23 protein-coding genes are annotated in these 24,960 nt (G+C 50.1%); 12 read left to right on the forward strand and 11 right to left on the reverse strand.

Features of this window, described 5'->3' with window-relative positions:
• Positions 1 to 228: 228 nt before the first annotated feature.
• The 5 genes from ompK37 (at position 229) to N438_RS04690 (ending at position 7,051) form a co-directional block, all read left to right on the forward strand.
• Positions 229 to 1,353, forward strand: coding sequence for a porin OmpK37 (gene ompK37 / locus N438_RS04670; protein WP_022066059.1), 1,125 nt, complete (start codon positions 229 to 231; stop codon positions 1,351 to 1,353).
• Between the two features lie 142 nt (positions 1,354 to 1,495).
• Complete coding sequence (locus tag N438_RS04675; protein ID WP_008805148.1) at positions 1,496 to 1,708, forward strand: KTSC domain-containing protein; 213 nt, start codon at positions 1,496 to 1,498, stop codon at positions 1,706 to 1,708.
• Positions 1,709 to 1,790: 82 nt separating this feature from the next.
• On the forward strand, positions 1,791 to 2,225 hold the full coding sequence (uspF, locus tag N438_RS04680; RefSeq protein WP_008805149.1) for a universal stress protein UspF: 435 nt from the start codon (positions 1,791 to 1,793) through the stop codon (positions 2,223 to 2,225).
• 631 nt (positions 2,226 to 2,856) lie between these two features.
• Entirely contained in the window at positions 2,857 to 3,534 is a 678-nt protein-coding gene (locus N438_RS04685; RefSeq protein WP_116696122.1) for an SOS response-associated peptidase, read from the forward strand.
• A gap of 478 nt (positions 3,535 to 4,012) precedes the next feature.
• Positions 4,013 to 7,051, forward strand: coding sequence for a hypothetical protein (locus N438_RS04690; RefSeq protein WP_133246597.1), 3,039 nt, complete (start codon positions 4,013 to 4,015; stop codon positions 7,049 to 7,051).
• A gap of 183 nt (positions 7,052 to 7,234) precedes the next feature.
• On the opposite strand, the gene gcvA is transcribed toward N438_RS04690, so the two are convergent.
• Positions 7,235 to 8,137, reverse strand: a complete 903-nt coding sequence (gene gcvA / locus N438_RS04695; RefSeq protein ID WP_207786594.1) for a transcriptional regulator GcvA — start codon at positions 8,135 to 8,137, stop codon at positions 7,235 to 7,237.
• Between the two features lie 116 nt (positions 8,138 to 8,253).
• Here gcvA and N438_RS04700 point away from each other — a divergent pair, with 116 nt between their 5' ends.
• From N438_RS04700 to N438_RS04710, 3 genes are all read left to right on the forward strand, one after another.
• Entirely contained in the window at positions 8,254 to 8,580 is a 327-nt protein-coding gene (locus N438_RS04700; RefSeq protein WP_116696124.1) for a gamma-glutamylcyclotransferase family protein, read from the forward strand.
• A 230-nt stretch (positions 8,581 to 8,810) separates the two neighbouring features.
• Positions 8,811 to 9,464, forward strand: a complete 654-nt coding sequence (locus tag N438_RS04705) for a LysE family translocator (protein WP_116696125.1) — start codon at positions 8,811 to 8,813, stop codon at positions 9,462 to 9,464.
• Positions 9,465 to 9,764: 300 nt separating this feature from the next.
• Entirely contained in the window at positions 9,765 to 10,595 is an 831-nt protein-coding gene (locus tag N438_RS04710; RefSeq protein WP_116696126.1) for an SDR family oxidoreductase, read from the forward strand.
• Positions 10,596 to 10,756: 161 nt separating this feature from the next.
• Here N438_RS04710 and N438_RS04715 read toward each other — a convergent pair whose 3' ends face one another.
• The 3 genes from N438_RS04715 to N438_RS04725 all read right to left on the reverse strand — a co-directional run bounded on the left by N438_RS04715 (position 10,757) and on the right by N438_RS04725 (position 13,254).
• Positions 10,757 to 12,022: a Y-family DNA polymerase gene (locus tag N438_RS04715; RefSeq protein WP_116696127.1), complete on the reverse strand. Its 1,266-nt coding sequence runs from the start codon at positions 12,020 to 12,022 to the stop codon at positions 10,757 to 10,759.
• 1 nt (position 12,023) lies between these two features.
• Complete coding sequence (locus N438_RS04720; RefSeq protein WP_004179627.1) at positions 12,024 to 12,443, reverse strand: translesion error-prone DNA polymerase V autoproteolytic subunit; 420 nt, start codon at positions 12,441 to 12,443, stop codon at positions 12,024 to 12,026.
• A gap of 262 nt (positions 12,444 to 12,705) precedes the next feature.
• Positions 12,706 to 13,254: a recombinase family protein gene (locus N438_RS04725; protein WP_087759836.1), complete on the reverse strand. Its 549-nt coding sequence runs from the start codon at positions 13,252 to 13,254 to the stop codon at positions 12,706 to 12,708.
• Positions 13,255 to 13,344: 90 nt separating this feature from the next.
• Here N438_RS04725 and N438_RS04730 point away from each other — a divergent pair, with 90 nt between their 5' ends.
• From N438_RS04730 to N438_RS27455, 4 genes are all read left to right on the forward strand, one after another.
• On the forward strand, positions 13,345 to 15,234 hold the full coding sequence (locus N438_RS04730; protein WP_116696128.1) for a hypothetical protein: 1,890 nt from the start codon (positions 13,345 to 13,347) through the stop codon (positions 15,232 to 15,234).
• A complete protein-coding gene (locus tag N438_RS04735; protein WP_133246598.1) occupies positions 15,234 to 16,043 on the forward strand; it encodes a hypothetical protein in 810 nt (269 codons plus the stop codon). The genes N438_RS04730 and N438_RS04735 overlap by 1 nt, the downstream gene beginning before the upstream one ends.
• 146 nt (positions 16,044 to 16,189) lie before the next feature.
• Positions 16,190 to 16,546 (forward strand): hypothetical protein, encoded by a 357-nt coding sequence (locus N438_RS04740; protein ID WP_116696130.1) that lies wholly within the window; start codon positions 16,190 to 16,192, stop codon positions 16,544 to 16,546.
• Positions 16,533 to 16,970, forward strand: a complete 438-nt coding sequence (locus tag N438_RS27455) for a hypothetical protein (protein ID WP_133246599.1) — start codon at positions 16,533 to 16,535, stop codon at positions 16,968 to 16,970. The genes N438_RS04740 and N438_RS27455 overlap by 14 nt, the downstream gene beginning before the upstream one ends.
• Before the next feature lie 47 nt (positions 16,971 to 17,017).
• Here the strand turns inward: N438_RS27455 and N438_RS04750 are convergent, their stop codons facing one another.
• The 7 genes from N438_RS04750 to N438_RS04780 form a co-directional block, all read right to left on the reverse strand.
• The gene (locus N438_RS04750; RefSeq protein ID WP_116696132.1) at positions 17,018 to 17,830 is read right to left on the reverse strand and encodes a hypothetical protein; all 813 of its coding nucleotides are present in this window, start codon (positions 17,828 to 17,830) and stop codon (positions 17,018 to 17,020) included.
• Complete coding sequence (locus tag N438_RS04755) at positions 17,830 to 19,833, reverse strand: hypothetical protein (RefSeq protein ID WP_116696133.1); 2,004 nt, start codon at positions 19,831 to 19,833, stop codon at positions 17,830 to 17,832. The genes N438_RS04750 and N438_RS04755 overlap by 1 nt, the downstream gene beginning before the upstream one ends.
• Positions 19,834 to 19,909: 76 nt before the next feature.
• Positions 19,910 to 22,978, reverse strand: coding sequence for a host specificity factor TipJ family phage tail protein (locus N438_RS04760; protein ID WP_116696134.1), 3,069 nt, complete (start codon positions 22,976 to 22,978; stop codon positions 19,910 to 19,912).
• Positions 22,975 to 23,355, reverse strand: a complete 381-nt coding sequence (locus N438_RS04765) for a hypothetical protein (RefSeq protein ID WP_023341367.1) — start codon at positions 23,353 to 23,355, stop codon at positions 22,975 to 22,977. The genes N438_RS04760 and N438_RS04765 overlap by 4 nt, the downstream gene beginning before the upstream one ends.
• 10 nt (positions 23,356 to 23,365) lie before the next feature.
• Positions 23,366 to 23,848 (reverse strand): DUF1833 family protein, encoded by a 483-nt coding sequence (locus N438_RS04770; RefSeq protein ID WP_040199617.1) that lies wholly within the window; start codon positions 23,846 to 23,848, stop codon positions 23,366 to 23,368.
• Positions 23,835 to 24,308 carry a hypothetical protein gene (locus N438_RS04775; protein ID WP_023159427.1) on the reverse strand — a complete coding sequence of 158 codons (474 nt, stop codon included), beginning with the start codon at positions 24,306 to 24,308 and terminating at the stop codon, positions 23,835 to 23,837. Before N438_RS04775 ends, N438_RS04770 begins: the two co-directional genes overlap by 14 nt.
• Before the next feature lie 314 nt (positions 24,309 to 24,622).
• Entirely contained in the window at positions 24,623 to 24,958 is a 336-nt protein-coding gene (locus N438_RS04780; protein ID WP_116696135.1) for a hypothetical protein, read from the reverse strand.
• Positions 24,959 to 24,960: the final 2 nt, after the last annotated feature.

Raw genomic sequence — 24,960 nt, forward strand, 5'->3', positions numbered from 1 at the left:
TATAACGTGCGAATAATACGTGATTACCCTGGGCATGTATAATTTTTATTTTGTATATTATCCACGGATATATTCAGCATAATTATCACCATTTCTTTGGTATTATTTATTTTAGATTTTACTTATATCGTAACAATTGAGTCTTACCATATCTCAGACCGCTCCTTTAGCATGAGTTCACTTCCTTCCCGGAAGCTAAAACATAAAAACAGTTAAAGGAATTTCTTCATGAAAAGAAAAGTACTGGCCCTCGTTATTCCGGCTTTATTAGCCGCCGGTGCCGTCCATGCGGCGGAAATTTATAATAAAGACGGAAATAAATTAGATCTCTATGGCAAGGTAGACGGTCTGCACTATTTCTCCAGCGACTCGAAAAAAGACGGCGATCAAACTTATTTGCGTTTCGGCTTTAAAGGCGAAACCCAGATCAACGATATGCTTACCGGCTATGGTCAGTGGGAATATAACGTTCAGGCCAACAACACCGAGAGCTCCAGCGATCAGGCGTGGACCCGTCTGGCATTCGCGGGTATCAAAGTCGGCGATTACGGCTCCTTCGACTACGGTCGTAACTACGGCGTGCTGTACGACGTCGAAGGCTGGACCGATATGCTGCCGGAGTTCGGCGGCGACTCCTACACCTATGCGGATAACTTTATGGCAGGCCGCGCCAACGGCGTCGCGACCTACCGCAACAGCGATTTCTTTGGCCTGGTGGAGGGTCTGAACTTTGCCCTGCAGTATCAGGGTAAAAACGAAGGTCAGAACGCGCAGGATATCAACGTCGGCACCAATAACCGCAGCAGCGACAGCGATGTTCGCTTCGACAATGGCGATGGCTTCGGTCTCTCCACCTCTTATGACTTCGGCATGGGCATCAGCGCGGCAGCGGCCTACACCTCTTCTGACCGTACCAACGATCAGATGACCCAGACCAACGCCCGCGGCGATAAAGCCGAAGCCTGGACCGCCGGCCTGAAGTACGACGCCAACGATATCTACCTGGCGACCATGTACTCAGAAACCCGCAATATGACCCCGTACGGCAATGACGGCGTGGCCAATAAAACGCAAAACTTCGAAGTCACCGCGCAGTATCAGTTCGACTTCGGCCTGCGTCCGGCCATCTCCTACCTGCAGTCCAAAGGCAAAGATCTCTATAATAACGGCCGCTACGCCGATAAAGATCTGGTCAAATATATGGACGTTGGCGCTACCTATTACTTCAACCGTAATATGTCTACCTACGTTGATTACAAAATCAACCTGCTGGATGACAACGACAGCTTCTACAAAGACAACGGTATCTCTACCGACAACATCGTCGCCCTGGGCCTGGTTTACCAGTTCTGATGCGCCAGCCCGCCGGTTCCGGCGGGCTTCTTCCTCCCGCCGTACAGTAGATAAAACAAAACAATATATCCCGCTGGTTAAAATAGCCGTCCATTTAGTGATATAGTCGTGCTCAGTCAGTGCTTGCCCGAGGACGTCCACCATGCATCATCACCCGGTAAAATCATCCCGAATTATCTCTGTCGCCTACGATGACGCCTCCGCCACACTGGAAATCTATTTTTATCACCAGCCGCCGTTGCAATATACCGGCGTGCCACCGCGTATTTTCCGCGATTTTTTACAGGTGGTGTCAAAAGGACGATTTTATGACGGCGTGATCAAAGGGAAATTCCCCGAACGCAAGCCACGTTAATGTCAAAGTGTGACCACGGTCATGATACAAAACGTGCTCTAATGCCGTACAATGTGAGGGGATACTTAAACAGGAGGTTTTTATGAGCAGAATGATTCTTGTCCCTATCGATATCTCTGATAAAGAATTTACTGAACGCATTATCAGTCACGTTGAATCGGAAGCACGGATTGACGACGCCGAGGTCCATTTCCTCTCCGTGATCCCTTCCCTGCCCTATTATGCCTCACTGGGAATGGCTTACACCGCCGAACTGCCGGGTATGGATGAGCTGCGCGAAGGAACGGAAACGCAGCTTAAAGAGATCGCCAAACAATTTTCCATCCCGGAAGATCGGATGCATTTTCACGTCGCCGAAGGGTCGCCAAAAGATAAGATCCTCGCGCTGGCCAAGTCGCTACCCGCCGACCTGGTGATCATCGCGTCGCACCGGCCAGATATCACCACCTATCTGCTGGGCTCCAACGCCGCCGCGGTGGTCCGCCACGCCGAGTGCTCAGTCCTGGTGGTGCGTTAACGCCACAGCCCGCCGCCCGGCGGGCTTTTTATTTCCGCTTACACCGCCTCCGCCTGCCTGCCCGCAGCGGAAAGTGCCGGAAAGATGCTGACATTCTGCCCCTGAATCCGTACCATACACGCCACGGTTGTCTGTCAGACCTCATTAATTGCTACGCGCCAGCGCCACGTTGTCCAGGCTGGCAGAACGCGTGCTCTTCTGATGCCACACTATGAATTGAGCCACTATTACATGCTGCAAAATCAAGAAATCAGTAAAAAAGAAAAATACAACATCGATAAGTTTTCCAAATAATTTCAAGCCCCTGAATTTATTAATTTTATCTTCTAATACAGTCAGTTATTACCCCATACTAACAACGCCAACCGACGCCAGCCTACGAATTTAATGCCCTTTTTGGCTCCTTTTTCTTATCCGATGCCCCTTCTATGCCCCTCTTTTGCGAGCAGCTTTCCAGAAAGAAATAGTACATGTTTACGACAATATCCTCCCATGGCATCATCTCCTGCGTTAATCATGTAATTTTCGGTGCGCACCACTCTTTCATGATAACGGCCCTCCCTAGGAAAACCCATCAGTTGGCCATCACTCGCAACGTCTATACTTTTAGTCTTACTGACTGGAGGTTTCTATGTGTGGACGTTTTGCACAAGCCCAAACCCGTGAAGAATATCTGGCTTATTTGGCTGAAGAGGCCGAGCGCGACATTGCATACGATCCTGAGCCAATTGGGCGTTACAACGTGGCGCCGGGGACTAAAGTTTTGCTTCTGAGCGAACGAGACGAACAGCTGCACCTCGATCCGATTCACTGGGGTTACGCACCCGGGTGGTGGGATAAACCGCCCTTGATTAATGCCAGGGTTGAGACCGCAGCCAACAGCAGGATGTTTAAACCTCTCTGGCAACATGGCCGGGCGATCTGCTTTGCTGATGGATGGTTCGAATGGAAGCGAGAAGGAGACAAGAAGCAGCCCTATTTCATCCACCGGAAAGACGGCCAGCCAATATTCATGGCTGCGATCGGCAGCGTTCCTTTCGAGCGCGGGGATGAAGCCGAAGGGTTTTTGATAGTGACCGCTGCGGCCGATCAGGGATTGGTCGATATTCACGACCGCCGGCCGCTGGTTCTGATGCCGGAAGCAGCACGCGAATGGATGCGCCAGGATATAGGTGGGAAGGAAGCTGAAGAGATAGCAGCCGACGGAGCAGTGCCCGCCGACAAGTTTATCTGGCACGCCGTGACGCGGGCAGTGGGTAATGTGAAGAATCAGGGGTCTGAATTGATTGAGGCTATCAAAAGCCTATAGCTTTGATAACGTCCGGAATGTGCCATGAGCGGACGTAGTTCTTCCGGTTATCTTGTATAACTAACTTTGAGTTATGGACCAAAGGTGTGAGACCCGTTGATTTACAGTCGCAATGAAATAAGGCTGCATAAATATGTCTTAAAAATTCAACAAGAGAAACTAGAAAAAATTATCATAAACTCAATCCGATAAGCTACTCCTAATATTAAACTTTCAAATAGCGTTCCAGTATTCAATAATAAATAAGCGGCTGTAACATAAAGGTGATAATTCAATGATCAAACAGAGAACATGCTACCTTATAAGCTTGTTGCAGATTAAAGTTCTACTCTTATTCGTGCTAATCAGTACTACATCTCAGGCTTCATTCCCTACAACTCTTACCAGAGAACCAGCAGATACCTGTGTAATACCGTTTAGAAACGAGAGTATTACGGGTGATGTATATGGCGTGTTTTCACTCCCGGATGATGGGGTCTTGATCAACGCAAAAAAAGGATGGTTCAGATACGATTATGCAGGCGACAAGGTTGTATCAGCAGGTAACCTAGCAACAGGTTACGCATATAGGAAATTCTCATTATCGGGCGGAGGCATTTTGTTCGTCACGAATGACGGATTATTTCGTTATGATGCTAGGTTGACTCAGGTTTTACCTATTGAAGGGACGGATACAGGCTACATGGCCGGAATGCTTGAGCTGCCAAATCGTCAGGTGCTCATCGGCGCTAAAAATGGAGTGTTCAGCTATGATCCCGACACTGATAAAGTAGTACGAGTCGGTGGCGCTGATACGGGAGGAGTAACTGGGGTATTTACTTTACCTGGAAATAGTGGAGCGTTACTCACTACTGAAAATGGAATTTTCCGCTATGACCCAACTGATAATCGGATTGTACCTGCTGGAGAAACTGGTACTGGTGCCGTCTCCGATGTATTTGAGATTTCTGATGGCGAGTTATTAATCATCGCTGAAAAGGGAGTGTTTCGTTATGACACGAACGGCGGAAAGGTGGTACCAACTGATGGAGCTGAAGCTATCTATGTATATAAAGTGATAAAGCTACCTGGAGACGGTAGTGATTTGTTATTAGGAGCAGGGAATGGATGGTTTCTCTACGATACAAAGGTAAAAAAGATCGTGTCCGTCGGTGGGGCCGATATAGCCTATGTGTACAGAACACTATCATCGCCAGGTGGTCGTAGCGATGTCATCCTGGGGGCGGCTAACGGTTGGTTTCGCTACGATTCGAGAGCAAAGAGGATGGTGTCAGCCGGTGGAGAAGTTACAGGGTATGTAACTGAGGTGCTCGAAAGCTCAAGTGCGAGTTTGCTTCTTGGAGCCCAAAATGGATTGTTCCGTTTCGATGCAAACTCTGGTCAGGTAGTATCCGTTGGTGGGGCAGATACCGGTGGCATCTCCGGATTACTGGCACTTCCAGACGGCAGGATTCTTTTGGGAACAGAGAACGGGATTTTTCGTTACGACGCGCAGACGAAGAAGGTTGGACCGGCTGGCCATTTAGGCATTTTGATTGGAGCGGTATATGGAATATATTCCCTGCCAAGAGGTGGGGTACTAATTAATGCCGAAAATGGATGGTTTCGTTATGATGCACATTTGGACATCGCAGTGTCCGTCGGTAGAGTGAAGACTGGCAAAGTATCTGATGTGCTCGAGCTACCGAGCGGGGGGGTTTTGCTTTTCGCCCAATATGGACTATTCGAGGTTCCAGCTAAGCCGTTTCGCGATGCTACTGTTAAACTACTCTCTGATACTCACCAGTGGGTCGTACAAAATACGCCATTGGAAGTTCATCTGAGATTTAGTCATCCCTGTGCCCCAGCCGTTGATATGCTCGGGATGCGTTTGCTAACAATCATGGGGGATAAACTAATACGCTCATCTCCGGTACGGCGTATGGAAGGTACGGTCGTGAATGCTGACGTCGCAGACTTGGAATCAGGTGTGACTTTGGACACCACTGGTAACTGGACGATGATACTTGTTCAGGGGTATTCACAAGTTGGCCAACCCTTACAGGTCTCCCTCAATCAGCCTTTACTCCATCGCATTATTACCATTTGGCCGCAGATTGTATCGGGACTTGGGATCGTTTATATAATTATCTTCCTGTTTTTTCTGTGGATGTCTCACAACTCTATGCCAGCACTTCGCATACTACTGGATCCTGCCTGGGGGACAAAATTGCTGACATGGCCTGTTTTCCTGTTACGTCATTCCCCAGCCATACAGTGCTGGATACTCGAACCATGGTTTCAATGTGTTCGTCGTGAAATGATGAACAATATTGTCACTTTTATAGACCCACCTGTCCGCGGAAATCAGGGACAGATAGTAGATGCATCTACCCTTCCCAAACAACTTTCATCCACACAAAGAATCTGGTTACAAGGGCGTACTGGTATGGGTAAAAGTACTGTTTTTGCAGCTTGGGCACAGGAATATTACAGCAATCCGACATGCAAGACGTTAAAAGATAGTGTTCGCAAGTACGGCTTTATATTTGTTTTATTTCCTGTGCGAGATTATTCAGCTATCCCCTCTCCGCATACAGCCCACATAGAAAGTTGGGTTGTGGAGGCTATTCGCCAGCGGTTCGAAAAATATGGCCTCATACTGGAAGAAAATACACTCACGGCCATGTTGCGTTCCGGGAACATAGCCGTCGCGCTTGATGGCACCAACGAGGCCGATCGCAGTGAAGCTATTGCCGCATTTGGACGCCAGTATCCCCAAGTAAAGTTGATTGCTACCTCTCAGTCAGAGCCTGGTGAAGGCTGGGATATATGGCGCTTACCAGCAGATATCTCAGAACAGAGGGCTGAACTATTGCGGTTATGGCTCGGATACGAACAGGGTACGGTGCTAGAGCAGTACCTTGCTGAGGATCACAACAGTGTGATAATTTCAGGATACGACCTCCGTCTGGTGGTAGACCTCGCAAAAGCTGGTGCACCGATTCCCAATGGCAGGATTGAGCTCTATCGCGCAGTACTTATTATGGCTACTAGTTACGGTGCGGATATTCCTGATCTATTCCCGTTACGACAGCTTGCAGTACAGATGATTGTTAAAGGACAACGAGCATTCACTATTGAGGAAGGATTAGCACTCGGAGCGGATGTCGCGGCCATATTATCACGCGACAGTATCCGAATAATACGAAGAGCCGGTCAATCATGGGAGTTCCGCCATGATCAAATGAGAGCCTTCCTTGCAGCAAGCTCACTTGCCGACGACTCCCCAACACTGTCGAAACTGATAAATCGGATCGAAGAATATAATTTGTTCGGGTTGAGGCGAGATGACCAAGAAATGCTATGGAGTTTTTTAGGCGATTTACTTAATGCAAATAATGTGAAAAATCTCTGGATTTATGCTCAGAATGATCCGAGTGAACGTGGATTATTGCAAAGTGCATTACAACGCTCAGCCGACTGTCAGAATATTATTCTGACACGTCCGAGCGGTAAGAGCGAATCGAAAAACTGAGAGAAACTCTCTTCAGGTGACCAAATTTAGTAAACCACTTAAGTACGGACAATCGGAACACTCAAAAGAATGTGGAGCTAAACAGATATAAATAGTAAATGTCCGCACCTCGCTCATAGCGGACCTCACACTCAGTGATTAAGTCCGCTCCGTGCCAGAAATGAACTATTTTAAGATGGACATTCAATCTTCCAGCAAGCTCATTTCTTCAGAGAGCCACTGTCTCAGAATTCGTATTTTAAATGAATCCTGATTGTCTGAGCGATAAACTAAATCGTATCCCCGCTCAGCCTTAAGTTTGTATTGCAGAAATGGGACAACAAGCCTTCCAGCAGCTACATCATCTGCAATCAGAACACTGCGTCCCAGAGCAACACCCTCGCCACGTATAGCAGCCTCAGTCGCCATGCTGCCAAGAGTCCATAAGGGGCCATGATGGCAGCAAAAATTTTTTTCTCCGGCCATTTCAAACCATGCCTCCCAGTTCGCCAACATTCTGTATTCATGAAGAAGAACGCAGTTTGACAGCTCCTTAATTTCTGTCAGACCATTATGTTCTTTAAGAAAACTAGGGCTACAGACGGGAGTAACTGTTTCATCGAAGATACGCTCATACGAAACGTCGCGGTAATGGCCAAGACCGTAACGAATGGCTGCATCTACCTGACCATCATTTAGATCCACATTACTGTCAGTAACATCCAGCTGAAAATCAAATTCTGGATATCTCTGCCTGAAGCGGCTCAGACGCGGTGCCAACCATTTGCTGGCAAATGAAACCGTTGTACTGACACGTAAACTTTTTTCAGGGTTCCTTCCGCGCAGACGCTCAGATTCCATCATTAATTCATTCAGAAGACGGGTGACAGTGCGATGATAGTCAGCCCCTTCCTGAGTCAGTATTATCTGTCGGGTCAGCCTGAAAAATAGTTTTAACCCCAGATGCTCTTCAAGCTTCCGGATTTGCCGGCTTATCGCGCCATGCGTTACGTGCAACTCTGCTGCTGCCAGCGTCATGCTGGAAAGCCGTGCTGTAGCTTCAAAAGCACGCAGAGTCTGCAATGGGGGAAGGCGATCAAATATCATACGCGTGATAATAATTCACGCATATTGTGAGAACAAATGATTTGTCATGCCAGAGTCCGAAAAACAAAATTAGCACATAGAACATTCACATTGGCTTTACGATAAGCGGAGGAATGATGGAAAGCTTGTTTGTCTACGGGACCCTGGGGCCTGGCCGACCTAATGCTCATGTTCTTGAAAAGATTGGGGGGACATGGCAGGAAGGCCACGTTGGTGGTTCTTTATTAGATAAAGGTTGGGGTGCAGAGATGGGATATCCGGGGATCGTATTAGATGATTCCGGTAATCGTGTACAGGGTTTTATTTTCATGTCAGAGAATTTGCATCTTCACTGGCACATGCTCGATGAGTTCGAAGGTTCTGAGTATGAACGGGTACCAGTAGAGGTAACTACATATTCCGGACAGACTGTAAAATCATGCATCTACATGCTCAAAGCATAAACTATGAGACCTGCTGTGAGCTACTACACGATGGCTGAAGCATCTCTGGCAAGCGATTCTTAAACCTTCATGCGTAATTCTTTGTCATGACCGATGTCCTCTACTCCCTCTAGCGGGTCTTAAGCGCTTCGTCCGTTCTGTGCCAGGAGCGGACGCTGCAGTATATTCCGCTTTCGGCTCGAATAGGACTGAGGTAACGTAGCGGAAATATTTTTCCGGACTCAACCAAGATGCCTTCCATCGAAACGTTTATAACTTTTCTTCTCGCGCTGACGCTTCTGGAGATTTCTCCGGGTCCAGACATGATGCTAACTATCGCCCGAGGAGTCGGTCAGGGAAGACGTATTGCACTGCTTACGGTACTGGGTAATGTTTTTGTAGCAGGCTTTGTGCAAGTTTCTTTTCTTGTCATGGGGCTGGTAACCGTTGTTCATGCCTGGCCGGTGGCGCTAGATCTGCTAAGGTGGGCTGGTGCGGCCTATCTGATGTGGCTGGGCATAAAAATGATTGCAACTTCAGGCACTGATACGCGGCTGCGAAAAACGGCAAAAATTTCTGACTGGAATGCCATTAAGGAAGGTGCCCTGAACAGCCTGACGAACCCAAAATCTCTGTTGTTCATGTTTGCTTTTCTTCCTCAGTTTGTCGATCCCGCCGAGGGTCCCGTCTGGCTGCAATTGCTTGTTCTGGGGAGTATCCAAAAGCTGGCTGGAATTGTTTCACTGGGGTCAGTTGCAATGGCATCAGGAACATTTGGAAACTGGTTAGGTAAACACCCAGGCTTTATAAAATGGCAGGAACGATTTACAGGAGTTGTCATGGTAGGCCTCGGTATCCGCATGTTGTTTAGTGGGTCTGGTGTAGTATCGAAATCTGCCAGATAAGTTTTACCGAAACGGTAAACCCAGCGTCCGCTTTTCGCTCATACAGGCTCAGACAACTCACTGGGCTTGCCGATTTGTGCCAATAGATATCATTCTGTTTCCTCCAAATCATACCGTTGCTATCTCTTTTCTCGGTCCCTTTTCCCGCGCCAACCACTAAGCACCCTGTGATTCATGAGCAAAACTCATAGCGTTATGCTCTTTAGCCTGGTTAATTCCTTTGTTCATAACCGCTATGCTTTATGCATCGCCAGTGTCAATCGTCAAGGTTACTGCCACAGCTTGTAAACGAGGGTTATTATGAAAGATGTTATTGTTGTTGTCGGTAGCGGCTCGATTGCCCAGGCTATTGCACGACGTGTTAGTGTGGGAAAACATGTTTTGCTGGCAGATATCAAAGCTACAAACGCACAGCAGGCAGAAAAAACGCTTTCCAGGGCCGGTTTCGAGGTAAGTACAACAATAGTTGATGTCAGCTCACGTCAGTCGATACAGCAACTTGTGAAAACGGCGTGCAATACAGGAAACGTCAAAGGAATTATTCATACCGCAGGATTGTCACCTTCTCAGGCGAAAGCACAGGATCTCATCCGCGTGGATCTCTATGGAAGTGCTGTGCTATTTGAAGAATTTGGTAAAGTCATTGCACCGGGTGGCTCATGTGTGGTGATTGGTTCGCAGTCCAGTCATCGTTTAGCCATTGATGAGCTGACTCAAGCTCAGGCCGATGACCTGGCAACATTATCTCCCGAAGCGCTGCTGGAGATGCCCTTGGTGAAAGAAATTAAAGACAGCCTATATGCTTATCAGATTTCCAAACGCTGTAATGCGCTTCGTGTGATGTCAGAGGCCGTGAAGTGGGGTAAACGGGGGGCACGAATTAACTGCATTAGCGCCGGTATTATTTTTACACCGCTGGCCTATGACGAACTTAATAGTGCTGAAAGAGGTGAGTTTTACCGAAATATGCTGGATAAATCACCGGTAGGCAGGGGGGGAACACCGGATGAAATAGCTGCCTTAGCGGAATTCCTTTTTGGGCCGAACGGGACATATGTAACCGGCAGTGATCTGCTTATGGATGGTGGTACAACAGCCTCTTATAAATACGGTGATTTACGACCTCAATAAAACCATGATGTAACATGGATTTAAATTGACAAGATCAACCTTCACCCTGGAGCGCAGATCTGTAAATATTACACCCCGGCTCTCCAGGTACGCTTTTCGCTTTAAGCGGACTCCGGAAAGAGTAGACACACGATCGAACAATGTAATATTAATTGGCTGAATCACCTGACTTCGAGCAAGTCACTGTATCTTGTGGTGTACCGAGGCGAAAGCATTTCTCGCTTCATCTGCCAGGTAGTCTGGATTCCTTGGCCGGCAAAGTACAGCGCCCCTCTCCCATTTTTGGCATTCAGATGATCCAGGACCTCCATCAGTTTTCCGCTATTTTTCCGCGGTGCGTTATCGTCAAACAGGTTGAGCTGGGCCACGCCCTGACTGTAGAAATCACCAAGCATCACGCCTGCTTTCTGATAGCGATGTCCATCTCGCCAGATTGCATCAAGGCATTTCGTCGCCGCGGTGATGATGTCCCTGCTGTCTTGGGTTGGAGTTAGCAGCTTTACTGATGCGCTGTTCCCGTAGTACGGTTCATTCAACGCAAAGGGGCTGGTTTTAACGAACGCTGAGATGAACCGACAATACTGATGCTCGCCACGGAGTTTCTCCGCGGCACGGGATGCGTATAAGCATATCGACTGGCGCATCTCTTCGTAGGTGGAAATCCGCTGCCCGAAGCTGCGACTACAGACAATCTCCTGCTTTACCGGCGCGAACTCCTCAAGTCCAAGGCATGGCTCGCCACGCAGCTCCCGCACAGTTCTTTCCAGCACGACATTAAAATGTTTCCGGATAAAACGGATATCAGTATCAGCCAGTTGAAGCACTGTTTTAATACCCATTGCCTCCAGTTTTTTACTGATGCGGCGCCCGACTCCCCAGACCTCATCCACCGGAAGCAAAGCCATCAACTTCCTCTGCCTTTCCAGATTAGACAGATCCACAACTCCTCCGGTCTGTCGCTGCCACTGTTTCGCAGCATGATTGGCCAGCTTCGCCAGGGTTTTAGTCTGGGCTATGCCGACGCCGATCGTGAGGTGCGTCCTGCGCAGAACCGTCTCGCGAATTTCCCTGCCAAAGTCGGTAAGATCGCGACAGTTTCGCACACCAGTAAGATCGCAAAATGCCTCATCAATACTGTAAATTTCGCAGCGTGGAGAGAGTTCCTCCAGTGTTGTCATCACTCGGTTGGACATATCGGCATAAAGCTCATAGTTGCTGCTAAATGCGATAATACCGTGCCGGCGAAACATGTCCTTTTGCTTGAAAAAAGGCTCCCCCATTTTGACGAAGGGCTTCGCTTCTTGCGAACGGGCGATCACACAGCCGTCGTTGTTTGACAGAACGACCACCGGCCGCCCCTTCAGGTCAGGACGGAAAACAGTTTCGCAGGATGCGTAAAATGAGTTCACATCGCAAAGTGCAAACATCTCAGCCAGCCGATTTGATGATGTAAGTTACGACCCCGAACACATCGAGAGTATCCTCGCTACCCACGACTATCGGCGAATATGCAGGGTTCATTGGGTTAAGCTGAACCCGCGGATGCAGCTGCAGCTTCTTAACGGTGAATTCCCCATCCACAGCAGCAATAACGATATCGCCATGAACTGCTGTCCTTGAGCTATCCACAACCAGAAGATCCCCTTCCCCTATGCCGGCGTCTTTCATGCTGTCGCCGGCGGCTTTGACAAAATACGTCGCACTGGGGTGGTTAACGAGCAACTCGTTCAGATCGATACGTTGCTCAACATAATCTTGCGCTGGACTTGGAAAACCACATTGCACAAGGTCGCTGTACAAGGGGAGCAGCATGATCTGACGTAACTCAACGGGCGTGTAGAACTGCATGATAGACTCGCTCACATTAATACTGTTTTTATATACAGTAGTTTTAACAGGGCGACATATCAATATAGGCTATGGCTATCAATTTACGCCATTGCCGTAACATATTGATGTAATGAGTAAGGTAAGTCTTAAAGTGAATTCAAGCCTTAGCTGTTTGATGGTTTTGCGAACAATGCGAGGTTAAAATTTTTCAGCTATAGCAATGCTTCATAGCAAATTGCTCACCTGCGATCTCTTGCATACGGTTCGCAGGTGAGCAAACTTAACCGGCTGGAAAATATTTATAAATCGTCTTCACTCCCACCCCTATCACATCGGCTACCTGCTGCCGGGTTGCGCCCGTACCCAACATCCTGCGGCATCGCTCCACAACCTCAGTGGTCATTACCCGGCGCCGTCCACCTACTCTCCCCTGCTCCCTCGCTGCGGCTAAACCGGCTCGGGTACGCTCCACTATTAATTCGCGCTCCATCTCCGCCAGGGCGCTCATAACGTGGAAGAAAAAGCGGCCGGCTGGCGTCGAAGTGTCAATCGAGTCGGTCAGGCTGCGGAAATTCACCCCGCGCGCCTGCAGCTCCGACACGAGCGTAATAAGATCGCGCACGCTGCGGCCCAGCCTGTCCAGCTTCCACACCACCAGCACATCGCCCGGTCGCAGCCGCCGTAAGGCGCGCTTTAACCCTGGCCGCCGGGCATTTTTCCCACTGGCCGTGTCTTCAAAAACCAGCTCACATTCTGCGCGGATCAGCGCGTTTTTCTGTAAATCGAGGTTTTGATCCCCGGTTGATACCCTCGCATAACCAATCAGCATGTTGTAACCCTTTGAAATAGCTGATTGTAAAAAGCCGCAGCCTTTCGCTCAAACCCTCGTTTGGGCGAATACCGTTTTGGAGCAAAAAACATGGCCTTTGATCCGCCTCTTGGGAGCACGTCGCCCGCGGTGCTGCTCGATAACGCCACTCGCCTGGATAATTTGCTGAATAGCCTGGCACTGGTTTTCCCTGACCGCTCCGGGGCTGATCTGGATACCTGGCGAGGTATCATGTCGCGGATTTCGACTACGCTGGACGATATCCGGCGCAACCTGGTTCCGTTGAGCCGTCAGTATATGACCCTCCCGGAAGCGCAGGCGGATATCGCGAACATTCCGGTTGGCTCTGCAACGTTCGTTCGTAGCACAGCCGACGATGCTCTCGCAGATGAATACATCAATATCAGCGGCACACTCACCGCGACCGGCAGGCGTATGCCCTCCGATATAGTGGTCAGTAAATTGACCCCCCTGGTTGCGCTGTCTGAAACCACGACGTTCAGGACGATGACAGAATTAAATGATGAATACGATTCTGTTGTGGTGGACAGCGAATACAACATTCTGGTCGCGCTGAAAAACGGCTTATTTGATTTCTGTGGCCTGTCAGTTAACGGGAAGAGTATTAATCCTGCTGGTATCCTGGGAACGATGGATAAAACAAACCTCGAAGTGCTCAGCGGTACAACGGAATTCAGCTCCGCATCGGGTGAGTATGAGCTGAACCCCGCGAGATATGTCATCCTGGACGAAGATAAAAACATTCAGTTTGATCTGGATGAATACATACAGCGATCCATCGGATGGCAACAGGCTTATCTGTTTTCTTTACAACCGCCAAAAGTTAACCCCTACGCACCATTCACGCAGATCGACGCCAGCGGGAAATCACAGGTTCGCGTTTATGATACTGAGAATAAGAAAGAAATCGCCGTAACGACAGGGAGCAGCAACGAAACGAATCCCCGGCCGGATATTCTGGACCGGATCGTATGGACGTCAGACAGAGCCGACAATGCCCCCGGCGGGTTGTTTTATGCCGAGGGCCCAGGCTTTAAAGAATATCCCTATATCGCCAGGCCAAAACTGGTTGGATGGGGTCACAGCTTCATGGAGAACGGCCGCTTTCTTTCACGGCTCGCCCAGCTGACAGGCCTTTATACCTACAACTTTGGCAAGTCTGGACTGACATCTGAAGGTATCGCCAGCCGCCAGGGAGCTGCCCATACGTTTTACACTCCTGCTGGCGGTGTCATCCCCGCATCTGGTGCAGTGACGTTAAGTCCCGCTAAACCCGGCCCAAATCGCATTTTTGGTAATGCTGCCGCCACCAGTATTGCCTGCTCCTTTGCGGGTATTGACGGGATGTTTGGCTGGGACGGGACGAATGCGACGTTTACCAGGACTGCTGCAGGCGCTGCGTTGACAGTCAGTGTGCCCACTCCGGTGATCGTTTATCCGATAACAGGGTTTTCAGTAACAAACGGCGCGCCGGGCGGAACCCGGTACGATCAGCATGATGAGTGTATTAATATTTTCTGGCTGGGTCGAAATAATATTTCTGAGATTGATTTGATAATCAGTAATGCGCAAGCGATGGTGTCATGGCTTAAATCGGTAGGAAAACGCTTTGTGATATTGCCTGATTTTCCTGGTGGGACTGAGCCAACGGGTTCAACCAATAATAATTACGTGCGTATTTTAAATAACTTATATAAGCAGAATTTTCCAGATAATTATTGCCAGATTAATGGTATCGATCTGCTGCAAAACTTTATGAATCATTATAATCCGACGTCGCCCGGAGATGTCGAAGATATCAATAATGGCGTAACACCGAGATCGTTACGTTACGACAATTTGCACCCCAGCCAGAGTATATCGGGCTCAGTCACACCAGAGTATGCGCTGTATGCAGGAGCAGATGTTAATACCGAGTTCGTTTACAACTTTATGAAATTAAAAGGGTGGGTATTGTAATGAGTGGAAGAATTGAAGTGTTAAAGGGAGTGATTAACGATACCGGGAAGAAATTTTATCGCGATAAAAGCATTAACAAAGGTACCCGTAGCGTATTTGATATGGCTGTCGACGCAATGGGAGGAGGTAAAGATTTAGCTGCTGGAGCGATAATCCACGATCTAACCTATAACGATCACACCGGGGCGTTTTCCCTGGCTAAAACCTACAGCGCAGCAAACAAAGGCATGCTTTTCGCTGGCGTAAAAAACGACGGGTTTGATCTGGATGCCGCCAGCTGCATGAAAGTCAGCGATAAGCACTGGCTGTTTATGGCCTGGGTAAAAGTTACGAAAGCCGGGTCCCTGTCCACTTTCAACAACCAGCTCCTGCATTTTTCCACGACCGAAACAAACGGCTATGCGAATGCGCTGTTATCAGTAGTGCCGACGACCGATGCAACCGGACAACCGACTAAAATAGAGCTGGCCGTACGTGGTAAAAACTACGTAGTGACCAGCAATCTGCTCCCCCTGTTTGATGGTGGGCAGCATCAGTTTGCCGTTGAATGCGAGTTCAGCGCGGATGGCACTCAGCATACTATTCGCGCCTATATCGATAAGGTGGTGGTGTTTACCTCAACATCTGCGCTGGCGGTGACACCACCCGGAGAGCCAACAACGCGCAGGGTGGGAACGAGCAATCCGTTTCCGTTGTCCTGGACAGGTATGCTGTATCGCGCACGGGTTGATGATATCGGTTCATCCGGCCTGACGGCCACCGATATACTGACTGCCGATTACAACCTGTGCGCCTCCCGGTTCAGTTAACGAGCAAAGCGAATAGCCTAGATTGTGATGCTAGGCTTCAAACCGCTGACGCTGTTTTTTAAAAAAGTTGTTACGACTATTGATTATTTCATTTGAAGCAATGATACTTTCTATCATTACTAAAATCTTACATTAAGGATGGAAGTATGGACTTTTGGTTTATACCTGAAAACGCAGATGAAGAAATTAAATCACTTACGGTTAGAGATTTCATTAGGCATTTAATGGTGAGAAGGATTAAATTGGCATGTCCGGAGTGTGGAAATGAAGACTTTTTTACACTGAGTGACACCGATGGTAAAGACAGCATTTTATTGATACATAAAGTAAAAGCAATCAACTCAATTTCTGATGACGATAAAACTCCATTTGTTATATCAACTTGTAACAACTGCGGGTATGTTAAACTTTACAACGCATATGCAGTGTTGAACACAAAATATGAATTCGAAAATAACCAAACATTTCCTGAAGAAAGCGTAAATAAAAATGTTTCCAAATAAAATAACCAACTTGGATGTGTATAGAGATAAAGGCTCATCCGACTCTATGGACTATAGAGGGGGGGGCGGCTCAATAGGTTCTGGTGGGGGTGGAGGTGATTTTTTGTATCGACTAGACAGACTGGAGTCCCAAGTTAATGAAATAACCAAATCATTAACACAAATAAATAATCTAATGACTCAATTGGACCATAAGCTCGATAAATATGAATATAAGTTTGAATCAACCAACAATCGATTCAATGAACTTGACCGGAGGTTAGAAACCTCATCAAAAAGCATTCATGAAAAAATAGAAAACACAACAAAAATAAATGATGCAGCAATTAAGTCTGCGGTTTCAGAGGCTAAATACACAATTATCTTAGCAATCCCGACGATAATTGGATTGATTATTTCTTTAGTAAAAGCTTTTTCAAAGTAGACATATTATGTATAGATATCATTAATTATGATATCTATACATTTTTTTTAGCTAAACCTTCCCGACACTGCCACCATCTCCTCCGCGATGACCTGCAGCGCAGTTTTGCTGACCAGTGTAAGATCGTCAATTCGCGCACGGTAAAACCGACCTGCAAAGGGTGTGGTATCCGCCAGGTTTGATCCGATGCCATTCAGGTTAACAGCCGCCGTCGGATAGGCAATTTTCCCCGTCCAGACCCCCTCATAAGCAAGAACGCCATCCAGATAAGCCAGTCCCTTTTGCTGCGTGCCATCAACCGACTCCTGATAGCGGACGCTCAGGCAGTGAAGATTGCCGTCGGCCAGACTGCCGATGTAATCCTTAATGCTGTAGTTAATGCCACGCACGCACACCGTCAGCGCCGTGATCATCCCAGCCGTGATGGTCGGATAGACCTGAATCAACCGGTTAGCGGTAGTGGCGTAACTGGTTGCCCCAATCCCCACCCAGACATTACTGAAACCATCCGCGCCAGCATTCGCCGGATCGATTTTCAGCCAGAACGTATGCATGTAGTCTTTCATGGCCGCTGTCGGAATAAACCCCGCCGGCAGGCGCAGGTACTGGCGCGACGTTTTATCGAAAATCAGCCCACCGGTAGTGCTGTCAAAGTTCAGGGCTACTGAACCCACGCTGGCCGGTTCATCCAGATAGCACAGATTTTTGAGCTGGGCACCGGGAGCCAGGTTCTTCGCCCCTCCTGCCCAGTTATGCTTCACATCGATCATTCCCAGCGTACCGGCATTGATGGACGGAAAATAATATAATTTTGACCCGGTGTCGTTCACCCAGTCGGTGCTCTGTTCGACCTTACCCATTATTTAACCCATCCTTTATGTTTGAGAAACTGGCAAACGAAATTTGCGTTAACTTCTGCCCCGACGTACAGCGCGCCGCTCATCAGCGTCTGTGACGGATGCAGCGTGTCGTATTTCAGGGAAGCAGGTGTGGTGTCGTCGGCGATATTCTGCACATCGGTTGCATTCGCCGGGTTGTAGTGGTTTTTGAAGTTCTGCAGCAGATCAACGCCATCAATTTCACAGTAGTACTCCGGCAAAGCCGCTTTGAGCCCTGCGTTAATGGCATGAATACGCTGATAGCCAGCAGAGCCTCGGGTTTCATCACCGCGTGTAAACTGAGGGCAGATACAGGGCAATTTCCCGATCGGCTTGAGATAATTGACGGTATTAATTACGTTATTTACCACTTCGCTGACGCTGGTTGTGTTGTTACGACCGCAGGTCAGGATCAGAATTGCTTCATCGTGCTCAGGATACAGCACGCCTGCAGGCATCGAGCCCAGCACGTCAGAGGTGGTATAAGGGTAAACAAAGAGCGCTGTCAGCACGCTGACAGTCTTTGCACTGCCCGCCGTATCACGGGTAAAGCTGGCCTGCACGCCATCCCAGTTAAACGTTCCGTCTACGCCAGCCAGCTGGCATTTTATGGCCGCCATTGCCCCGTTTGATGCAGAGGCATGGGGTCCCGGTACGTTCGGTATCAGGTTGACCGTCCCACTGGCCGGGATTACTCGATCCACCGGTATACAGTAAAAAGGATCGCCCCCCTGACGGGCAGCAACAGCGGTGCTTCTGAGCCCTGATTTGCCAAAGTTGTAGGCGGGTAAACCTGTCAGAGCATGGAGGGTATTCATAAAAACGGGGTTTTCCATGAACGAATCGCCCCAGCCCGCCAGGACGCGCCGGGAAATGACAGGATGAATTTTGCCGCTCTCCGCCAGATAATATTTCCCGCCGGGTACGCTGCTGTCCCTGTCCGAAGTCCAGGAAAGCACACCGCCGCCATCAACTACCGGGTCCGTTTCATTTGCGGTGCCATCAGTCACCTGCGACAGCTGGCCGGTCTGGTTATTCAGCAGCATGATCTGGCTTTTTCCGTCCACCATTTCTGTGAACGGGAGCCGTGTTTCCGTGCGTCTGGCGATCACGTCCCGCAGGTCTTCACCGTCGAGGCGGATTTTTTTTGCACTGAGTTCAGGCACTGACAGGGGCAACAGCAAATAGCTGATACCTTCACGGGTATAACCCTGAATATTTCCTGATTTATCCAGCCAGATATTGTCGTAGCCTTCCCAGCCCTCATACGCGCCGCCGGGTTGAAATGCCTCCGGGTCCAGGAATTTGCTGGACTGAGCCAGGCCAAGCAGGTTTGTGGCGAGGACAGCCGGGGGAATAGCAGCCGGATCGACGGCGATACCGTCAACAAGAACGGTGTCAGCCTCCAGTGTCGGGACCCGAACCGGCAGGAAGTACTGCCGCACGCCGTCCTTTATCCAGTACTGCAGGTTATTCTCAGCATCGATAAAGATATCTTCAGCGTTGATCGCTTCGTAGGCTGTGCCTGTTACCCCGGCCTTAAAAAAACGTGTGGTGTCAGCCAGGGGAAGCAGAAAACCGAGCGACTCAGTCAGTTGGTTTAGCAAATCCTGAGACGGCATTTTGCGTCCGGTAGGCTGAGCTGTACCAGAAACATTCCTGTATTCAACAGCGAGCGCGCTGTCGTCAGTGCTCCTGACGAAAAAATATGAACCAGCGGGGATCGTTCCGTTATTAATCGCCGCCTGCGCATCGGCCTCTGTGGCGTATTGTTCACCGAGGGGGATCAGCGTCAGACGAATGGTTTCCATCGCTGCTGCAGAACTTTCCAGGAGGGCGGCGATGATTTTTCGCCAGGAGTCCAGCGGTTGCCCGGCACGATCATTAACCGTTCCCGCTGGCCCGTTAACAAGTTCGTCCAGGCGAGTGGCGTTATCGAGCAGCACCGCGGGCGACGTGCTCCCAAGAGGCGGATCAAAGGCCATGTTTTTTGCTCCAAAAAGAGGCTTCGCCCAAACGAGGGTTTGAGCGAAAGAAAAGTTGAAAGGGATTTTTTCGGTATTAAGCAGCGTCGCCGGGGTATGTGGCGTCGTCGTACTGGTAGAACGATTCGAGGTATTCTTTTGCGGTGATCTGACAGGTGCCGTCAGACTGCGGCGCGATCTCCTCTACAATGGCGTCGTAGACGTGGCGCGTTGAGCCGCAGAACACCAGGCGGATCGGCTCGATGGTTGCCGACGACAGGTCAACCCGCATGGGATCATCAAACTCGCTCAGGTGCGGGACTGACAGCTGAAAATCACCCACCCTGCTCGCCACCATCAGCCCGGATGCAGAGCCATCCTGATAGCGGATCAGCGCGCGGGGATTTTCGAAAGACCAGTCCAGCGGCTCCGTGACGGTGAACGTTGTCACGCCACCAGCCGTTGTCATCGCCTCCACCAGACAGGAAATCGTGTTGTTACCCGGAATATCATCCGTGAGCACAATGCGATCGCCCAGGTTGTAGCACAGCGCGTCCAGCTCGGTAGTGGTCTGGAACGTCACCCGCTGCTGAAGGTATTTCATCAGGCGACGCATGCCGATCTGGTAGGCGTGATCCTGATTCAGTACTCCATCGAGTTTGTAGGCCTCGATTTTCACCGGCGTGGGATTGTCTGGCATCCGGCATTTAACGGTCTCCTCTGCCCAGGTAGTCCCGTTGATGTATGTCACGTCGACACCATCAAAATCATCGTCGGACGGTACGGTAAATCCGCTCTGCAACTCCTCCACCATCTCATGCGGAGTGATCACGCCAGTCCAGGGCTTAATCCCCTCACGGTTGACCGTCGCCAGGCCATCACTTAACAGGAAGCGGGACTTGCCGGCATTGGCTATCTTCTGCAGCATTTCCAGCGCTGAGATACTGTCGCCGGTAGCAAAATCGAAATTTTCGCCCCGTGGCGTCCAGTACGCGGATTCCAGCGCGTTGATGGTGTCGACATCCATTTCCAGCCCCAGCGAGTTCCCGACATGCAGCAGCGCTCCCGAAATGGTTCTGGCCGTTCCTGAGTCATAGGCCCGCGTGGCCACAACGTTTACGCGGCGGTCCGACTGAGCCGCCAATTTGCCCCCCGTCTCAACGGTCACCGCCATCAGCGACACACCGGGATAGGATGAAGGGCGCGTCAGCAGTCGCCCGCGCAGTGCCTGCCAGTACATCGAATCCCTGGCGTTGTTTGAGCCCTGCTCATTGCGCCGGCGACAGCGAACCTCTACCAGCCCTGGTGAGCTGAGGGTGATCCGCTCAGTGAATCCCAGCCCGTTGACGTTTTTAAGCGCATACTCTCCCTGGTGACTCACCCACCCCGATCCGGAACCGTAGACGCGATACTGAATCTCCCACTCAACATGCCGAAGCCGCTTTTTCCCCTTGCTGTCAAAGCCACAGATGCCGTTCGGGAAGGAGAAATTCACCTCGAACATATCGACGGTCTCATTTTCAGGGCAAACCAGGAACGGCCCCAGCCAGCTCAACGTGTCGTTAAGACCAGTGGCCTCATAGTCGATCATCGTCCGGGCGGTGAATCCCGGCCATGACTCATCAACGGCACCATTAACCAGGCGCGCCACCGTCGCCGTTGTGCCGTCGGTCGAGACAATGCGGTACTCATTCCCGCGGTGAGCAAGTGAAAGCCGTTGCACCCCCTCCGGCATGCCGGAAAAGGCTGTTCCCGTGGCGCTGTTATAGGCAAGCGTCACATTCGCCGTTACCGCCGGGCTGCCGCCGGTTGATGCCGTGCCGGAGGTGTAAACCGGGGCATCACCGAAAACAGCTGCAGGCAGCGAAGAGGACGTGATCGCCCCACCCGCGAACGGACTGGCCGACTCGGTTATCAGTACGGTGCCGCCGTTGTCCTGTGCAACCAGGCCGGAGCCGGTGAGTCCCTCGGTGATGGCCGCCAGCAGTCCCGACATAGAGACGTAGTTAGCCACCAGCGACACCGGGTAGGTAACCCCCTGCCAGGTGATCGTGAACGTGCTGGAGCTGGTCGAAAAATCGTAGGTGGTCGGGGCCGCACTGGCCTGGAGTTTTGCCGCATTCCCCCCGGCGCCGGGCACTGCAGCCTGACCGGGGGTATATGACGCGATAAACAGATCGTAATCGACAGAGTTAAACCCCAGCGTCACCGGCATACCTACTACCGGCGCGATCTCCGTCAGCAGCGGGCTGGCGATAACACTGTATCCAGCCGCCGAAGTGATCTGGTAGTTCGCCGGGGCTTTCAGTTCGACCACGGCGCCGGCGACCCAGCTGGGCGGCAGCGCGTTATCGTTCTCGTCATTATCGTCATCATCATCCGTGTCCAGCCCGGTAAACGTTACGCTCGAACCGGATACGGTCATGCTGTCTGCGATAATGTCGTCTGCGTCCGGCGACGTCTGGGCCATATCCAGCCCGGTGCCGGATGACGTCCCGCCCACTTCGGTGGAGTTGACCCAGTTTTCGCTGCGCTCATCACCGGAAACGTCCGCGCCTGGCGGGTAATGGGTGCTGCTGAATCCCGGTAGCGTTGAAGCTGGCGTACTGCCAACCCTGATATCGCCATTGGTATAAATCAGATCACCGACACCGAGACACAGCAACATCTGGACGCGCATTTTCGTAGGATCGGCGGCATCAAACCGGGTAACCGGCTGCACCACATAATCAGGGTAGATACGCACCCGGCCAAATACCTCACGAATGGCATCACCGAGTTTTGCGGTATTCGCCTTTGCCGGGTTAAGGTCGAGACTCCGCCCTGTGGATGAGGTATAGCCGCCCGTATCGATGGTGCTCATTATAAACAGCGAATAGGCTGCTGCGGCAACGGAGATACCGACACCGATCCATGCAATTGTCGCGGCTTCCAGCCCGAAGGGAACCGGATAAAGCCGAACATCACTATCAGGGCGGATCACGCAGGTGGCCCACTCGCCTGGCGGAATTGACAGCCCCTCAACCTCAACGGTCAGCGGTGGGACATCCCGATCCCCGTAGCCTTCAACATTTGCCACCAGCCAGTTGCGAATACTGGTTACACCATGCTCATGCGTTTCGAGTGGTTCTCCGGGAAGCCGGGACGGATAAAAACGAATGGTCATTGCCAGAACTCCACTTTGACAAATCGCCGCTTAAACCGCGGCAACGGCAGAAAGGTGACGTTCGTTCCCGGATTGCATTCCGCCACATGCAGCAGACCATCGATACTGACCACGATCCCTACGTGGGTGACAGTCGACCCGGAATAACAGGCCACCCCGGCCCCTTCGCAGGGTTCGCAGCGCTCAAGGGTAAGCATCATCCGGCGCGCTTCCCGGTCGAGGCCGCCGTCGTCTTTGGTTACCCCGGCAAAATCGGGCCAGACGGGTAAATTCAGATCGCGGCGTATCTCGTTTACAATGCCGAAACAGTCGAGCTGCGGATATACGCGCCCGCCCTTCAGCCAAGTGACTGAACGGTATTTATCCGGAATAAACATGATGGATTCCTTAGCTGATATAACGCAGTCCGGGGAATACAGGGAGCGTGTAGCGGAAACGCGGCCAGGCGGTATCGAGGATATTCATGTAGCCCGCAGTGATCTGAACCTCTGTCGCCGTCCAGGAGCCCGACTTGATTTTCAGCGTATACGGCACTGCCGCAGGCGCTGCTAAATCCGTAGAGATATAACTCCGGTACGTCAGCCATGCAGGCAATCTGTTAGCCAGGGCATAGCGGATCGCCGTGGACACAACACCATCGATATTGCACAGGGCAAATTTGAGGTCCTGCGTGCCGTCCGCATTGCGCGCCGGCAGCGCAATGTCTATCGCACAGGCTGAAAACGTTACGGTATCGCCGTTCTCCGTCGTTGCCGTGATGTTCTCGTAACCCTGGCACAGATAATGGACGTCAGAACCAATGGTGATCTGCAGCGTTTCAATGATCACCTCCGGCCCGCTGCTGGCGTAGAGGCGTTTAATCTGCGTCATGCTTCGGCCACTCCTTATTCAGCGCAATATCCAGCAGTGAGCTGCCGACGATCCATTCCGGGTAATTACCCCATGGGGCAGGAGCAAGGGGGCGCTCCCATAATTCAAGCGTTGCCGTGTACTTCCAGTAAATCGGGGCCACCAGCACCGGTCCCTGATAAATATCTGTGAAGCGGCATTTGTAAAACTTAATGCCCGCCGGCGTCTGCAGCTTCATCATGAACCACGCTGCCCCGTCAGATAACGCATCACGGAACCAGGACTCAAACGCCAGGCCCTGCGCATCGGTTTCCATAAACCAGGTGATGCTGGCCTGCGTCGGCGTGGACGTAAAAGCTCGCCTTTGCCTCGCGCGACCGGTGGTTAACTGGGTTCGTTTTAACGGGCTCACAGGCTGAAATCCGTATCCTTCCTGTAATGGCATAGGGAGGCTGTCATGTGGGTAGTAAATATCAGTCATGCAGTCTCCCGGTAAAGTATCTCGAATAAAATTTCACCATTAACCTCAGGAGGGTATTCATTTCAGAATAAAGCACTATGGAATCGAAGAAATCTCTGATTTTTTGGTTAAAATTAACGAAGATAAAAATCTTATTAAATCGAAACAAACACACAAGGCGATATATTTATCAACTCACCTCAAGAGCTAAAAGAAATCAAAAAAAACAGCATTATCAATATATTAATTTTATTGACTTTAATATGAGCTTACATTGTTTCGGCACAGCCCCATATCAAAATAAAAAATGGCGATGCGCCGACAGGCAATATACGTCAATGTGACTGCTTGTTTAAAAGCAACTCCTGAAGAAGAAGCGCAATAGAAACAAAGATCAAAACCCCACAAAAAACAATTTTTGCAAAATCATAGTTAAACACGGTTGTAAGCGTATCATTATTATATAAGTGATTATACCTATAGGAATAAGTTGTGTAGATATCATCGCATATTTCAAGAATTCCACCGACTATCAAAACAAGCCAAAGAAATGAAAACTTCACTCGGACCTCCTTACGTTTACGTCTCCTATTGAAGATAAGTCCGCCAATAAAAAGAGGAATCATAAAAGCTATAAAGTCTTTAAATGTAAATGTTAACAACGCTTCCATTA

The sequence above is a fragment of the Klebsiella sp. GL120222-02 genome (genome assembly GCF_003097195.1).
GTDB lineage: Bacteria > Pseudomonadota > Gammaproteobacteria > Enterobacterales > Enterobacteriaceae > Klebsiella > Klebsiella variicola.